9 protein-coding genes are annotated in these 15,885 nt (G+C 72.6%); 3 read left to right on the top strand and 6 right to left on the bottom strand.

Features of this window, described 5'->3' with window-relative positions; all coding sequences use genetic code 11:
- The first annotated feature begins 20 nt into the window (after nucleotides 1-20).
- Nucleotides 21-1,772, top strand: coding sequence for a discoidin domain-containing protein (locus tag ABZ261_RS19025; RefSeq protein WP_356860552.1), 1,752 nt, complete (start codon nucleotides 21-23; stop codon nucleotides 1,770-1,772).
- 103 nt (nucleotides 1,773-1,875) lie between these two features.
- A complete protein-coding gene (locus ABZ261_RS19020) occupies nucleotides 1,876-2,913 on the top strand; it encodes a LacI family DNA-binding transcriptional regulator (protein WP_356860550.1) in 1,038 nt (345 codons plus the stop codon).
- A gap of 25 nt (nucleotides 2,914-2,938) precedes the next feature.
- Here the strand turns inward: ABZ261_RS19020 and ABZ261_RS19015 are convergent, their stop codons facing one another.
- Both ABZ261_RS19015 and ABZ261_RS19010 read right to left on the bottom strand, forming a co-directional pair.
- Complete coding sequence (locus ABZ261_RS19015; RefSeq protein ID WP_356860548.1) at nucleotides 2,939-5,344, bottom strand: RICIN domain-containing protein; 2,406 nt, start codon at nucleotides 5,342-5,344, stop codon at nucleotides 2,939-2,941.
- Nucleotides 5,345-5,487: 143 nt separating this feature from the next.
- The gene (locus ABZ261_RS19010; RefSeq protein ID WP_356860546.1) at nucleotides 5,488-8,094 is read right to left on the bottom strand and encodes a PA14 domain-containing protein; all 2,607 of its coding nucleotides are present in this window, start codon (nucleotides 8,092-8,094) and stop codon (nucleotides 5,488-5,490) included.
- Between the two features lie 409 nt (nucleotides 8,095-8,503).
- Between ABZ261_RS19010 and ABZ261_RS19005 the strand changes: the two genes are divergently transcribed.
- Nucleotides 8,504-9,703, top strand: a complete 1,200-nt coding sequence (locus ABZ261_RS19005; protein WP_356860544.1) for a beta-1,3-glucanase family protein — start codon at nucleotides 8,504-8,506, stop codon at nucleotides 9,701-9,703.
- 118 nt (nucleotides 9,704-9,821) lie between these two features.
- Here the strand turns inward: ABZ261_RS19005 and ABZ261_RS19000 are convergent, their stop codons facing one another.
- From ABZ261_RS19000 to ABZ261_RS18985, 4 genes are all read right to left on the bottom strand, one after another.
- Nucleotides 9,822-12,095, bottom strand: a complete 2,274-nt coding sequence (locus ABZ261_RS19000) for an AbfB domain-containing protein (RefSeq protein ID WP_356860725.1) — start codon at nucleotides 12,093-12,095, stop codon at nucleotides 9,822-9,824.
- A 133-nt stretch (nucleotides 12,096-12,228) separates the two neighbouring features.
- The gene (locus ABZ261_RS18995; RefSeq protein ID WP_356860542.1) at nucleotides 12,229-13,260 is read right to left on the bottom strand and encodes an ABC transporter permease; all 1,032 of its coding nucleotides are present in this window, start codon (nucleotides 13,258-13,260) and stop codon (nucleotides 12,229-12,231) included.
- Nucleotides 13,257-14,219 (bottom strand): ABC transporter permease, encoded by a 963-nt coding sequence (locus ABZ261_RS18990; protein ID WP_356860540.1) that lies wholly within the window; start codon nucleotides 14,217-14,219, stop codon nucleotides 13,257-13,259. Before ABZ261_RS18990 ends, ABZ261_RS18995 begins: the two co-directional genes overlap by 4 nt.
- Nucleotides 14,212-15,780: a sugar ABC transporter ATP-binding protein gene (locus tag ABZ261_RS18985; protein WP_356860723.1), complete on the bottom strand. Its 1,569-nt coding sequence runs from the start codon at nucleotides 15,778-15,780 to the stop codon at nucleotides 14,212-14,214. The genes ABZ261_RS18990 and ABZ261_RS18985 overlap by 8 nt, the downstream gene beginning before the upstream one ends.
- Between the last annotated feature and the right edge of the window lie 105 nt (nucleotides 15,781-15,885).

Here is a 15,885-nt window from a genome sequence, read left to right as displayed (position 1 = left end):
CCCCACCGCAGAGGACCGCCATGCCCCCACCACGCACCCGTGCCCGCCGTCTTCCGGCCCAGTTGTCCGCCGCTCTCCTGACGGCCGGCGCCCTGACAGCACTGCCGGCCGCCTCGGCGCACGCCGCCGGCAGTGTCGTCAAGGTGACCGGCGGCCAGGGCGACTGGCAGCTCACCGTCGACGGACGGCCCTACCAGATCAAGGGCCTCACCTGGGGGCCGTCCGTCGCCGACGCCGACAGGTACATGCCCGACCTGCGGTCGATGGGTGTCAACACCGTCCGCACCTGGGGCACCGACGCCTCCAGCAAGCCGCTGTTCGACTCGGCCGCGGCCCACGGCATCAAGGTCGTCGCCGGTTTCTGGCTCCAGCCCGGCGGCGGCCCCGGCTCCGGGGGCTGCGTCGACTACGTCGCGGACACGGCGTACCGCAGCCAGGTGCTCACCGAAATCCCCCAGTGGGTGCAGACCTACAAGGACCACCCCGGCGTCCTCATGTGGGACGTCGGCAACGAGTCCGTGCTCGGTCTGCAGAACTGCTACGGCGGCGCCGAGCTGGAACGCCAGCGCGACGCCTACACGACCCTGGTCGACGAGATCGCCAGGAAGATCCACGCCGTCGACCCCGACCACCCCGTCACCTCCACCGACGCCTGGGTGGGCGCCTGGCCGTACTACAAGCGGAACGCACCGGCCCTCGACCTGTACGCGGTCAACTCCTACAACGGCGTCTGCGACGTCAGGGCCGCGTGGGAGCAAGGGGGGTACACCAAGCCCTACATCGTCACCGAGACGGGGCCGGCGGGGGAGTGGGAGGTGCCCGACGACGCCAACGGTGTGCCGCAGGAGCCGTCCGACCAGGCCAAGGCCGACGGATACACCAGGGCGTGGGGCTGCGTCACCGCGCACAGGGGCGTCGCCCTCGGCGCCACGATGTTCCACTACGGCACCGAGTACGACTTCGGCGGCATCTGGTTCAACCTGCTGCCCGCCGGCCAGAAACGGCTGTCGTACTACGCGGTCAAGCGGGCCTACGGCGGCGACACCGCGCACGACGACACCCCGCCCGTCGTCTCCGGCCTGTCCGTCGAGGGCGGCGCGGACGCCGTGCAGGCCGGCCGCGACCTGGTCCTCGACGTGCGGGCCGCCGATCCCGACGGCGACCCGATCACCTACGAGGTCCTCGTCAACAGCAACTACCTCGACGGCGGCAAGCAACTCGTCTCCCTGCCGTTCACCAGTCCGGGCGCCGGGCGGCTGAAGGTCACGGCGCCCGACCGGCCCGGCGTCTGGAAGGTGTACGTCAAGGCGACCGACGGCCACGGCAACGTCGGCGTGGAGACCCGCTCGGTCAGGGTCGTGCCGCCCGCGGTCGGCGGCACCGACCTCGCGCTCGGCAGGCCGGCCGTCGCGTCCTCCTTCCAGCAGAGCTACGGCGACTGCCCCTGCCCGGCGGCGAACGCGGTGGACGGCAAGCCCACCACCCGCTGGGCCAGCGACTGGAGCGACCCCCAGTGGATACGGGTGGACCTCGGAGCACGCACCGCCTTCCGGCACGTGCAACTGGTGTGGGAGACCTCCTACGCCAAGGCGTACACCGTCCAGACCTCCGACGACGGCCAGAACTGGCAGACCGTCCGCACCGTGGCGAACGGCGACGGAGGCGTCGACGACTTCGACGTCACCGGGACCGGCCGGTACGTCCGCGTCAACGGCACGGCGCGCGGCACCGGTTACGGCTACTCGCTGTACGAGTTCGGCGTCTACGACTGACCGCGCGGCACGGCGACGGATGGGGCGGCCGGCCGGGCGGCTCCCCGCCCCGGAGCCGGAGAGCGCTCTATGGCGGGCGGCCGGTGTCCCTTAGGGTGCGGGCATGACCAGACGAGCGCCCACCCTGGAGGACGTCGCCCGGGAAGCGGGAGTGTCCCGGGCGACCGTCTCCCGGGTCGTCAACGGGGTCCGCAACGTGGACCCCGCCCTGCGGGAACTCGTGCGCCGGGCGATCGAGCAGACGGGCTACGCACCCAACCGGGCCGCCCGCTCCCTCGTGACCCGGCGCGCCGAGGCCGTCGCCCTGGTGGTGTCCGGGGCGGGCCCGGACCCGGCCGAGCACCAGGCCTTCGCGGCCCGCGTCTTCGCGGACCCCTTCTTCGGGCGGGTGGTCGCCGGGGTCGTCGACCACCTGCGTCCCCGCTCGGTTCACCCGGTGCTGATGTTCGCCGAGTCGGCCGAGGACCGGCAGGAGATCCTCACCTGCCTGCGGCAGGGCCGCGCCGACGGCGCGCTCGTCGTCTCCACGCACGCCGACGACCCCCTGCCCGCCCTGCTGGCCGAACGGCGTCTGCCCGCCGTCCTGTTCGCCCGCCCGGCCCGTCCGGTGCCACTCAGCTGCGTGGACCTCGACCACCGGGACGGCGGCCGGCTCGCGGCGGAACACCTGCTGGCGCGCGGCTGCCGCAGACCGGCCACCGTGGCCGGGCCGCTCGACGTCGGCGCAAGCCGGGAACGGCTGGCCGGCTTCCGCGACGCACTGGCCCGTCACGGCCGCCCGGACCCGCCCGTCGAGGAAGGCGGCTTCACCTTCGACAGCGGGGTCACGGCCATGACGCGGCTGCTCGCCGCCCACCCCGAGGTGGACGGCGTCTTCGCCGCCAACGACCTCATGGCCCAGGGCGCCTGCCAGGTGCTGCGGGAACACGGCAGGCGGGTGCCCGGCGACGTGGCCGTCGTCGGCTTCGACGACTCCGGCGTCGCGGCGGCCTGCCGCCCGTCGCTGACCACGATCCGCCAGCCCGTGGAGCGCATGGCGGCGCGGATGGCATGCCTGCTCGACGAGCACATCCGCGGCGAGCGCACCGAACCGGCCTGCGTCGTCTTCGACCCGGAACTGGTGGTGCGGGACTCCGCCTGAGCGGCGCCCGGCGCCGCGGCCGCCGTCACAGCAGCCGCCACAGGTGGTCGTCGGTGCCGTTGTCGGCGAACTGGACGACGTGCGCGCTGTTCGCGGTCGACATGCCGTCGACTCCCAGCACCTTGCCGCTGTGCTTGTTGCGGACGCGGTACCAGCCGTCCCCGCCGTCCACCAGGGCCCACAGGTGGTCGTCGGTGCCGTTGTCCTCGTACTGCACGGCGTGCGCGCTGTCGGCCCCGGACATGCCGTCGACCCCCAGCACCTTGCCGCTGTTGCCGTTGCGGATCAGGAACCAGCCGTCGCCCTTGTCCACGAGCTGCCAGGCGTGGTCGGCCGTGCCGGTGTCGTCGTACTGGACCACGTGCGCGCTGTTCTCGGTGGACATGCCGTCGACGGCCAGCACCTTGCCGCTGTGCTTGTTGAGGATGCGCCGGTAGGGCGGCTCGGGGGTCCAGGGCCGGCCGTCGGGCGAAGCGGTGGGGAAGGACGTGATCCGCAGCCGCGCGGCGCCCATGGGGATCAGCGTGACCTCCTCGACCGGGGCGTCGCTGCGGGCGGGGCCGTCCTGGAGCGGCGCGACGACGTGTTCCGCGTCGGCCGTCCACTCGTCGATCCGGCGGGCCTGCGCGGTGATGCGCACGGGCACCGTGGCGTGGGTGAAGGGGTTGTCCGGCACGGGCCCCGCGGCGCGCGCGAAGGACAGGCGCGGCGCGGGCACCAGGCCGTAGTTCCAGGGCGAGGTGGCGTGCACCTCGTAGTGGGGGAAGGCGTCGTCGCCCGCGTAGCGGTCGTACCTCTCGCCGATCTCCAGGGAGTAGGCGAGAGGGCCGTGCTGGACGCTGACGGCGTCGTGCTGGGCGGGCCAGCGGCGCAGGACGGTGCGCTGCGGCAGCCGCAGCGTGAGGACGTCCCCGTGGCGCCAGGTCCGCTCCACCGTCGTCCAGGAGGGGCCGGCCTGCACCGCGGCCGGCGCCGGCCCGCCGTTGACGCGCAGCACGGGGTCGCCGCACCAGCCCGGGACGCGCAGGCGGAGCGGGAAGCGGACCGGCCGCGGGGTGGCCACGGTGAGCGTGACGTCCTCGGTGAAGGGGTAACCGGTCTCCTCGGTGATCGTCACCGTCGTTCCCGTGCCGACGCGGGCGCGGACCGTGCTCGGCGCGTACATCGCGGCGGCCAGACCCCGGTCGGGGGTGCCGAGCCACAGCTCCTCGGTGAAGTACGGCCAGCCCATGCCGTAGTTGTGCGGACAGCACCGGTACTGGTCGACGCCCGGCTGGTAGGACTGCATGGCGAAGCCGTTCTGGAACTGCCCGCAGGTCTTGGGCCGGTCGTCCAGGTCGACGCTGTTGGCGCTGGTGATGTAGTGCACCCCCCTGCCCTGCGGGTCGAGGGCGGCGGGCAGCAGGTTGAACGCCAGTTCCTCGCAGCGGTCCGCCCACACCGGATCGCCGGTGATCCTGGTGAGCAGCTCGTGGCTGGCCATGAACTCGACGATCCCGCAGGTCTCGAACCCCTGACGGGGATCGCCGAAGCCGGGCCGGTAGTTCTCGTCGCCGGCCATGCCGCCGCCGGGGAACTGCCCGTAGGCGCGCATGACGCTCTCGTAGGCGCGGTAGGTGGCCTCGGTCGGCTCCGCCGAGCCGGTCAGCTGCGCGTACTGGGCCGGCTCGCGGAAACCCTGGGCGATGTTGACGTTGTGCCGGGTGGGGGTGGCCCCCGTCCAGTCCGCGCCCAGGGTGTGCATCCTGGCGGCCAGGTCCAGCAGGAAGGGCTCCCCGGTACGGCGGTACAGCCACACGGCGACGTCGATGCCGTCGCCCCAGCGGTAGGAGACCCAGCCGGTGTCGAAGGCGCCCGGCCCCTGGGCGTGCATGTAGCGCAGGAAGGCGGTGACGAAGGGCACGATCCGTTCGTCGTGCGTGTACTCCTCGTGGGTGCGCAGCGCCTGCAGCAGCGGCAGGAAGGGCCAGAAGTCCGGACCGCCGTTCAGCGAGGTGCGCAGGGCCCGCGGCCCGAAGAAGCCGTCGCTCTGCCGGGTGGCCAGGATCGCGTCGATCCACTCGCGCGAGCGCCGCAGGGCGTGCTCGTCACCGGTGGCGATCGCCAGCGGGACGTAGCCGCGCAGCCAGTACGGCACCTCCTCCCACGCGCCGTGCTCCGGGTGCACCCAGCCGCTGGCCCGGAAGTCGAGGAAGTGGGAGACGGCCTCGTACCGGCCGCACAGGCCGTCGAGCTGCAGCCTGAGCTGGCCGGCGAGCCAGCCGCGGGCGGTGACGCTGCCCGGGGGGAGCCTCAGGAACCGGTCCGGGACGAGGGCGCCGGCCGTGGGCCGGGGCGCCGCCGAGGCGGTCCGGGCCAGGGGGCCGCCCAGGGCCGCGGTGCCGAGGGAGAGGGCGCCGGCGCCGAGGAGGGCGCGTCTGCTGACGGGCATGCGGGTGCTCCTGTTCCGGGGAGGTGCGGTGCGGGGCGCGGCCGGGGCAGGGGACCGGCGCGGTGCGGCGCCGCCCGCCCGCTCCGCGGGGCGGAGCGGGCGGGCGGGGGCCGGACCGCGCCGGAGCCGGTGCGGTGCGGCCGTCAGGAGGCCGGGCAGCCGGCCGGGACGGCCCGTGACGCGTCGTCGATCAGTGCGTCCTGGGCGGCCTTGAGCCGTTCGACGTCGGGTTTGACGATCGCGCGGTCGTAGGTCAGCAGGCCGTTGAGCTCGCCCTCGACGTCCGAGATCTGGGTGTAGACGGCGCCGTTGCCGCCCTTGCAGGCCAGGGCGTGCACCTCGGCGAGCTTGGCCAGGTAGTCGTCGGTGTACCGCGCCGGGTCGACGTCGACGTACGACTGCTGCACCGACCAGGCGTGGCCGGGCACCGCGAGGCCGAGGCCGCCGTACTCGCCGCTGACCAGGGCGCGCCTGCCGTCGGGGTGCGGCGGCAGCGCGGGGCTCGGGTAGCCGTGCTCGTCCATGATGTCCCCGGTGCCGCCGTCCGCGCCGAGGTTGAGCCCCGACATGCTGTTGACCAGCCGCGTCGGGTCCCAGGACTTGGCCTGGTCGGCGATGCGGGCCATGTCGTACTGGCCCCAGCCCTCGTTGAAGGTGACCCACATGACGACCGACGGGCTGCTGATGTGCTCGTCGATCATCTGCTTCATCTCGTGCTCGTACTGGGCGCGCTGGGCGGCGCTGTCGGGCACCCTGCTCATCGCCGGCATGTCCTGCCAGACCAGCAGACCGAGCCGGTCGGCCCAGTAGAACCAGCGGTCGGGCTCCACCTTGATGTGCTTGCGGACCGCGTTGAAGCCCATCTTCTTGTGCATCTTCAGGTCGTGGGCGAGGGCCTCGTCGGTGGGCGCGGTGTGCAGGCCGTCCGGCCAGAAGCCCTGGTCGAGCGTGGCCATCATGAAGACGGGCTCGCCGTTGAGGACGGTGCGCGGCACGCCGTTCACCTTCTGGACGGCGATGGAGCGCATCCCGAAGTAGCTGCCCACGCGGTCGCCGCCGACGCTCACCTTCAGGTCGTACAGGAAGGGGTCGTCGGGCGACCACAGGCGCGGGTTGCGGATCTTCAGGGTGAGGGGCGCACCGCTGCGGCCGGCGGCCGTGGCGACCACGCGGTGACCGGCGTACGCCGTGGCCCGCACCGGGAGGCCGGCCCGCACGCCCTGCGGCTCGACGGTGACCGTGCCCTTGGCGACGTCCGGGACGAGCCGGAGGGTGTCGACGTGGTCGGCCGCGACCGGCTCCATCCAGACGGTCTGCCAGATGCCGGAGGAGGGGGTGTACCAGATGCCGCTGGGGTCGGTGCGCTGCTTGCCGGCCGGCGGGTTCTCCCCGCCGGGGGCGTCGGTCGGGTCGTAGACGCCGACGATCAGCTCCTGGGTGCGGCCGGGCTTGAGGGCCCTGGTGATGTCGGCGCTGAACTTGTCGTAGCCGCCCTTGTGCCCGGCGACCCGGGTGCCGTTGACGTACACCTCGGCCTGCCAGTCGACGGCGCCGAAGTTCAGCTGCAGCCGCTTGCCCGAGCCGATCTTCCAGTCGGCCGGGACGGTGAAGGTGCGCCGGTACCACATGCGGTCCTCGTGCCGCTCGATCCCCGACAGCTGGGACTCGACGGGGTAGGGGACGAGGATCCGCTCGTCGAGCCGCTTGCCGACCGGGGGCTGCTCGCCGGGTTCGGCGGCGGCGAACTGCCAGGTGCCGTTCAGGTTCCGCCAGGCGTCCCGGGTGAGCTGGGGGCGGGGGTACTCGGGGTGGGCGTTGCGCGCGGACACCTCGTCCGCCCACCTGGTGCGCAGCTCGTACGTGGAGTGGTTGGGGCCGCTGCCGAAGAACGCGCCGACGGCCTTGCCCTCCCGGGAGGTGAGGCCGCCCTTGCCGTCGTAGTGGACGTCGGCGAGCCCGGGCGCGGTGCCGGTCCTGTTGCCGACGACGGGTTCCTTCAGCGCCACGAGGAGGGAGCTGGGGTCGGCCGGGTCGAGCGCGGCCGCGCCGAGCGGCCACTTGGCGCCGCCGACGACGGCGTCGATGTGCTCGGTGAGGCCGGCCGGCGGCGCCGCGAGCGTCTGTGCGAAGTCCAGCCTGAGCGTGCGGCCGTCCCTGAGCACGGTCGCGGCGAGGGCGCCGTCGTAGTCGAAGCCGTCGGGCAGGCGGAACGCGGAGGAGGGGATCGCCTCCTCGGCCTGTCCCGGCTCGGTCCAGCGCAGATGGAGGTTGGAGCCGCCGAAGTGCTCGAAGTACTCGACCTTGATGTCGTAGGCCGTGCCGGCCGTCAGCTCGACCGGCTGCGAGGTCTGTTTCCTGTCCCAGTCGTCGACCCAGTGGTCGATGGCGAGCTTCCCGTCGACCCACAGCCGAAAGCCGTTGTCGCCGGTCATCGAGAAGGTGGTGGGGCCCGTTCGCTCCGGGACGACCTTGCCGGTCCACCGGACGCTCACGTCGTCGTTCCGTCCGGTGGCGGACTGGAGCCGGGGTTCGAGGTTGCCGAAGTCGATGTCCGGGTCGAAGGCGGTCGCCTTCAGGTCGTGGAAGTCGAAGGCTCCCGGGGCGGACTGGGTGTAGTACTCGCCCTTGAGGCCGTGGGGCTCCTCGGCGGGGCCGGCGGCCGTCGCGGACGGCGCCGCGGCGAGACCGGTGATGCCGAGGGCCGCGGTGAGCAGCATGGCCAGTCGTGGTCGGATTCTGCTGGGGCGCACGTGTCTCCTCGAATCGGTGAGCTGTGGCTCGTTGCGCGTCTTGTACAACGTTGGAAGGAGGCGGCAATGGGCATGACAGCACGGTCCCGGGACGGCTGTCCAGAGCTGTGCACGCTCTCGCTGCCGGACCTTCACCCCGCGTCGGCCCGTGAGCGCCGGTTTCGAGACACGCGCCGCCGGCCGCCCGGCTTAAGGGGCCCTTAAATACGGGTTAAGCGTTCATGGTCACTGACCCCCGGACCTCAATATCCGCAGGTCAGGCGCTAGTTGAGGGCGAAACGGATTTGTTGTCCGGGGGTCGTCGCGTACGTAACATCAGGCTCCCCAGCGGGTCGCAAGCGCCACCTGAGAGCGCTCCCACCCGTGGGCCGGCACGACCCCCCCACAAGCACGGCAGGAGACACTCCCCATGACACCCCGTCACCAGCGCAACCTCGGCCGCCGCAAGTTCCTCTTCGCTCTCGGCGGGGCCGCGGTGGCCGCTCCCGTCGTCGCGGCGGTGGCCCCGCACGCCCTCGCGGGTCCGGCCGGCGACGGCAACTCGGTCAAGGCGGCCGGCGCGCTGCCGCTGACGATCGTCAACAACAGCGGCGCCTTCGACAACGCCAACGTCCACGTGTACGTCGTCGGCAACCAGGACGGCCGGCAGGTGCGGCTCACCCCCGACGGCAAGCTGGCGCCGATCGCCCTGTCCGACAACGGCGCCGACGGCTTCACCGACTACGCGATCACCCTGTCGGGGGGCGAGACCCGGATAACCCTGCCGTACATGTCCGGCCGGATCTACGTGTCGCTCGGCAAGAAGCTGAAGTTCAAGGCGGTCACCGACGGAGCCGGGAACGCGGCCCTGCAGTACCCGGCCGGCTGGGTGTCGTCGGACCCCAACTTCGCGGTGATCCACGACTGCGCCGAGTTCACCTACAACGCCTCCGGCATGTTCTGCAACACCACGATGGTCGACATGTTCAGCGTGCCGCTCAGCATCCGGCTGACCGGCGCCAAGGACCAGACGACCGGCACGGTGCGCGCCGGAGGCCGGGCCGCCGCGTTCGCCGCCGTCAAGCAGGTCCCGGAGTTCTCGCGGCTCGTGGTCGACGACACGCGCGTCATCGCCCCCGGCCACGGCCTGGACGCCGGACTGTTCCCGAAGGACTACTTCGCCCCGTACATCGACGAGGTGTGGAGCACCTACACCGGCAAGGACCTCAAGGTCACCACCAACGCCGGGACCTTCACCGGCCGGGTGCGCGGCGGCAAGCTCACCTTCGACGGCCCCGGCCAGGTCTCCTTCGCCAAGCCGTCCACCCGCGACGTGCTCTTCTGCGACGGAGCCCTCGCCGCGCCCAACGACGGCACGACCGGCCCCGTCGCCGCCGTCCTCGGCGCCGGCTTCAACCGCTCCACCCTGATCTCCTCCGCGGCGCAGCCGACGACCGGCGCCGGCTCCTTCTACCAGGGCGCGATCACCAACCACTACGCCAAGGCCATGCACACGGTCAACGAGGACGGCAAGGCGTACGGCTTCGCCTTCGACGACGTGGCCGACTTCGCCTCGTACATCCAGGACACGGCGCCGACCGGCATCCGCCTGACCCTCACCCCCTTCTAGGCGCTCCTGCGCCCGCCTCCGAGGCCGCGGCGGCCGTCGCCGCCGTGCCGCCTCGGAGGCGGGGGACCGGTCCGGGGCACGGCCGCGGCCGGCGCCGACGTGCCCCGGACGGCCGGGCCTACGGCGCCCAGGGGGCTTCGACGGCCCAGGTGGTGTCCTCGGCGAAGTGCGCCGGGCTGTCCCAGGCGTGGGTGCCGCCCGGAGTCGCCAGCCACAGTTCGGCGTTGTAGTGACGCAGGTACTGCTCGGGGAAGCCGGCGGCGGAGAGCCGCACGCCGCCGTCGGCGCCGCGCACCGCGCAGAAGGTGGCGTCGGTCCTGAACAGGTCCCCGCTGCCCGCTTCCTTGTACACGCGGTAGTCGCGGTGGCGCAGGTACTGGCCCGGGTAGTTCCGCGACTCGAAGGAGTAGCACGAACCGTCGGCGAGCCCCGGCACGATCTTCCAGGTGGCGTCGTTCTTCAGCAGGCCGTCGCTGTTCGCGCCGACGACCTCCGTGTAGACGGCTCCGTCCTTGTGCCGGATGTAGCGGTCGGTGAAGCCGGGTGTGGTCACCCGCAGGGACCGGTACTGGCCGGCGGGCAGGGAGACGGGCGCCGCCGGCTGGCGCGAGGCGTCGATCAGGGCCCGGTTGGCGGCGCGGATCCGGGCGGCGTCGACCTTCACCACCTGGCGGTCGTAGGTCAGCAGGCCGTTCGACTCGTTCTCGACGTCGGTGATCTCCGTGTACACGGACGCGGACAGCCCGGCCGGCATCCGCACCTCCCGGAGCGAGTCCAGCAGCCCGGTCAGCCGGTCGTCGAGGTGGGCCCGGGTGGGCTGGTCCTCGTAGCTGAAACCGCCGCCCGGGTACCACTCGTGGCCGCTCACCCGGTAGCCGAGCCCGCCGTACTCGCCGAGGACGGCGGCGCGGGTGGCCGTGGGCACGGTGGTGCCGGGTCCGACGTAGACGTGGTGGTCGAGGACGTCCCCGTTGCCGCCGTCGACCGCGCCGCAGCAGTTGACGCCGCTCATGTTGTCGACGAGCCGGGACGGGTCGTAGGACTTGACGTGGTCGGCGATGCGGGCCTGGTCGTACTGGCCCCAGCCCTCGTTCTGGTCGACCCACATCACCAGGGACGGCGAGCTGCGGTGCTGGTCGATGATCCGGTCGTACTCGGCCTCCCACTGGGTGCGCGCGGCCGCGTCCGGGGTGCGGGTGTCCATGGCCGGCATGTCCTGCCAGACGAGCAGGCCCAGCCTGTCCGCCCAGTAGAACCAGCGCTGCGACTCGACCTTGATGTGCTTGCGCACCATGTTGAAGCCCAGGTCCTTGTGCTTCTGCAGGTCGTACCTGAGGGCCTCGTCGGTCGGCGCGGTGTAGATGCCGTCCGGCCAGTAGCCCTGGTCCAGGGTGCCGGTCTGGAAGACGAAGGCGCCGTTCAGCACGGGCCGCAGGACACCGCCGACCCTGGCGACGCCGATGGAGCGCATGCCGGTGTAGCTGCCCACGGAGTCCACCGTCGCGCCGCCGGAGAGCAGGTCCGCCCGCACGTCGTACAGGAAGGGGTCGTCGGGGGTCCACAGGTGCGGGTGCGGGATTGCGACGGAGAAGGCGCCGCCGACCTGTCCGGTGCCGCTGCCGACGGTGGTCGAGCCGGACGACACCGTGACCCGCACGTTCTGGCCGTCGGCGCCCTCGCCCCGCACGGTGACCTTGAGGGAGTCGCTCTTCAGGTCGGGCACCAGGTCCAGGCGGGTGATGTGGGCCGCGGCGGTGGGTTCGAGCCACACCGTCTGCCAGATGCCCGACGCGGCCGTGTAGAAGATGCCGCCGCCCGGGTGCGGGACGACGTCGCTGATGCGCTGCTTGCCGACGGCCTGTCCGCCGGTCTGCGTGGGGTCCCACACCGAGACGACGAGGGTGTTGGTCCCGCCGGTCAGCAGGCCGGTGATGTCGTAGGAGAAGGAGTCGTAGCCGCCGCTGTGGGCGGCCCCGGCCTGCCTGCCGTTGACCCACACCGTCGTACGCCAGTCGCTGGCGCCGAAGTTCAGCTGCACCCGGCGGCCGTTCCAGGCGGACGGAACGGTGAAGGTGCGCCGGTACCACAGTCTGTCGTTCTGGGTGATCTTGCGCTGGATGCCGGAGAGCGCGGACTCCGCGACGAACGGGACGCGGATCTGTTCCGGGAACGAGGCCGGCTGCCCGGCGTCCGCCGGGGTGACGGCGAAGTCCCAGACGCCGTTGAGGTTGGCCCAGTCGGGGCGGGTGAGCTGGGGACGCGGATACTCGGGGAGCGGCGCGTCGACGGGGACCCGGTCGGTCCACGGGGTGGTCATGGGGGCGGGCTTCGGACTCCAGGCGGCCGGGGCCGCCTCGGCGGTGTCCGTGGCCGTGAGGGCGGCCACGCACACCAGGGCCAGAGGGACGGACGCGGCGGTGGCCCGCCGCACCTTCCCTCTGAGCCGTCCGGCGAGCGAACGGAGGACGGACACACTGCGCACAGCGGCTCCTTGGGGTGGGGGGAGTACATGCGCTTGCGTGGTGCTACAGCAGCCGGCGCCTGCGGCCCAGCCACGTCTGGGCGATCACCACGACGGCCAGGAAGGCGCCGCTGACCACCTGCTGGTAGGACGAGTCGAGAGAGCCGATCTGGTTGATGACGTTCTGGATGACCTTGAGCAGCAGCACGCCGACCAGCGAGCCGCTGACGTGACCGAGACCGCCGGTGAGCAGGGTTCCGCCGATGACCACGGCGGAGATCGCCTCCAGTTCCATGCCGCCGCCGAGGATGGTGACGCCGGAGGCGAGCCAGGCGGCGTTGAGGGCGCCCGCGAGCCCGGCCAGCAGACCGGACAGCGCGTACACGAGGATCTTCGTACGGGCCACCGGGGCGCCCATGAGGGCGGCGGCGTCCTCGTTGCCGCCGATCGCGTACACGTGCTGCCCGAACCGGCTGCGCCGCAGCACCACGGCGCCCGCCGCGAACAGCGCCAGCGTGATCCACACCGGATTGCCCAGCCCGAGGGTCGTGCCCTGGCCGAGTTCGGCGAGGAACGAGCCCTTGGCGACCAGATAGGTCTCGGCGCCCTCGTCCGTCAGCGACAGCAGCAGGCCGCGCGCCGCGAGCATCGCCGCCAGGGTGACGATGAACGGCGCGAGCCGGGCCCGGGCGATCAGCAGCCCGTTGACGACGCCGATCAGCCCGCACACGGCGAGCGGCAGCGCCAGGGCCACCGCCGTGCCGTACCGGGAACCCCAGGCGGCCAGCACACCGCCCAGGGCGAACAGCGAACCGACCGACAGGTCGATCCCGCCCGTGACGATGACGAAGGTCATGCCGAGCGCGACGACGGCGAGGAAGGCCGAACTCGTCGCCATGTTGGACAGGTTGTCGACGGTGGCGAAGGAGTCGAAGCCGGCGGACGCCACGATCGACACGGCCACCAGCACCGCGAGCGCCCCGTGCTGCTGGACCAGGGCGCTGAGCCGCTCGGAGCGGGCCCCGCCCACCGGATCGGGGGCCACGGCGTCCCGGGGCGCGGACTCCACCGGCGTGTCCGGCTTCGTCGCCGTCATCGCTTCCCCCGTCCCCGTGCCGCGTACACCGCGAGCACGATCACGACTGCCTGCGCGATCTGGGTCCACGACGGGGGCAGATCGTGCTTGATGAGGGTGGCGGTGAGGAGCTGGATGAGGACGGCGCCCGCCACCGTGCCGCCGATGTTGACCCGGCCGCCGCTGAGCGGGGTGCCCCCGACCACCACCGCGGTGATCGCGGACAGCTCCATCAGGTTGCCCAGCGATGTGGGGTCGCTGGCCTGGAGCCGGGCGGTGGCCAGCACGCCCGCCACCGCCGCCAGCAGGGCACAGGCGACGTACACCACGATCAGCACCCGCCGCACGGGCAGGCCGGCGAGCTGCGAGGCCGCCCGGTTGTCGCCGATGGCCAGCAGCTGCCGCCCGAACGTGGTGCGCCGCACCACGAACGCCACCAGGAGCGCCAGCGCCGCGGCGACCAGTATGAGGTGGGGCACCCCCAGCACGTCCCCCGAACCGAGCTCGGCGAGCGCCTCGTTGTGCACGTCCTTCAGCTGGGGCAGCAGCACCAGGGCGAGGCCCCGGCCGCCCACCATCAGCGCCAGCGTCGCCACGATGGGCTGCACGCCGACCAGCGCCACCAGGGCGCCGTTGGCCAGTCCCACCGCGGCGGCGAACAAGGCCACGATCAGCAGCGCCGGCACCAGGCCGTAGCCGAGGTAGAGCGCCGTCACGGACGCCGCGAGCGCCATCACCGCGCCCACCGACAGGTCGATGCCCTCGGTGCCGATGGCGAGCGCCATGCCCAGCGCGACGATGACGACCGGCGCCACCTGCACGGCCTGGGTGCGGAAGTTCTCCGCCGACACGAAGTGCGGGGTGACCGCGGTGTTGACGGCGAGGAGGACGGCGACCCCCGCGTACACGCCGTACGTCTGCATCCACTGCAGCAGGCGCGCCCGGTCGAAGGAGGCCGTACGCCAGGTGGCCTCAGCCATCGGCGCCCACCTCCCCGGGCACGGCCGCCGTCCGCACGGCGGCGCCGGTCTCGGCGATGGTCCGCATCAGCTTCTCCTCGGTGACGTCGTCGCCGGTCAGCTCGCCGACCACGGCGCCGTCCTTCAGCACGACCACGCGGTCCGACCCTTCGATGAGCTCCTCCAGATCGGAGGAGATGAGCAGGACGCCGAGACCGTCCTCGGCGAGTTCGTCGACGAGTCTCTGCACCTCGGCCTTGGCCCCGACGTCGATGCCCCGGGTGGGCTCGTCGAGCAGCAGGACCTTCGGGTTCATCGCCAGCCAGCGCGCCAGCAGCACCTTCTGCTGGTTGCCGCCGGACAGCTCGCCCACCTTCTGGTGCGGGGAGGAGGCCTTGATGCGCAGCCGTTCGACGAAGGTGTCCACGACGGCGTCCACCCGCGCCTCGGAGACCAGACCGAAGCGGGACAGCCGGGGCAGGGCCGCCAGCGCGATGTTCTCGCGGACCGAGAGACCGGGCACGATGCCCTCGCTCTTGCGGTCCTCGGGCAGCAGGCTGACGCCGGCCCGGATGGCGGCCGGGGTGGACCCGCCGCGCAGCGCGGCACCGGCCACGGTGATCCGGCCCGACTGCAGCGGCAGCGCGCCGGAGACGGCCTTGGCGGTCTCGGTGCGGCCGGAGCCGAGCAGCCCGCCCAGTCCGACGACCTCGCCGGGCCGGATGTCCAGGGACACGCCGTGCAGCTTGTGCGGCACCGTCAGGCCGGTCGCGCGCAGCACCGGCTGCGCGTCGGCCGCGTGGTGGTCGCCGGTGAACTTGGTCAGCCCCTCGCGGCGCACCTCGCCCAGGTCCCGGCCGAGCATGGTGGACACCAGGGACAGCCGGTCCAGCTCGGCCAACGGGCCGGAGTGCACCCGGCGGCCGTCGCGCAGCACCGTCACGGTGTCGCACATCGCGTACAGCTCGTCCAGCCGGTGGCTGACGTAGATCACCGCGATGCCGTCGGCCCGCAGCCGCCGGATCACCGAGAACAGGGTCTCCACCTCGCGCGGTTCCAGGGAGGAGGTCGGCTCGTCCATGACGACGACGCGGGCGTCGGCCGCCACGGCCCGGGCCAGGGCGACCATCTGCTGGGCGCCGACGCCCAGGGTGCGCAGCGGCTGCCGCACGTCGACGCGCACCCCGTACCCGCGCAGCGTCCGCTCCGCCTCGCGGTGCATGCGGCCGAAGTCCAGCAGCCCGAGCCGGTTGCGCGGCTCCCGCCCCAGGTACAGGTTGCGGGCGACGCTCATCAGCGGGATGAGGTTGACCTCCTGGTAGATGGTCGAGATGCCGGCGTTCTGGGCCTCCAGCGGTGTGGCGAAGGAGACCGGGCGGCCCAGGAACGTGATGGCGCCGGCATCGGCGCGGTGGACGCCCGTCAGCACCTTGATCAGGGTCGACTTGCCGGCGCCGTTCTCGCCGATGAGGGCGTGCACCTCACCGGCGTGCAGGGTGAGGTCCACGCCGTCCAGGGCCCGGACGCCGGGGAAGGTCTTGCTCAGGCCGCGGACGGCGAGCACTTCGGCGGGGGGAGCCACCTGTGCCTCCAGGAGGAGAGGGGAGCGGGGGCTCGGCGCCCTGCTGGAGCAGTTGCGGGAGATCGGGGTCGGACCGAAGTCCGACACCCGGGTGGTGGTCTTCTC

It is taken from the genome of Streptomyces sp. NPDC006193, from assembly GCF_040613915.1.
Lineage (GTDB): Bacteria > Actinomycetota > Actinomycetes > Streptomycetales > Streptomycetaceae > Streptomyces.
Note: the sequence above shows the minus strand (reverse complement) of the source record. Positions and strands in the feature narration are given on the sequence as shown.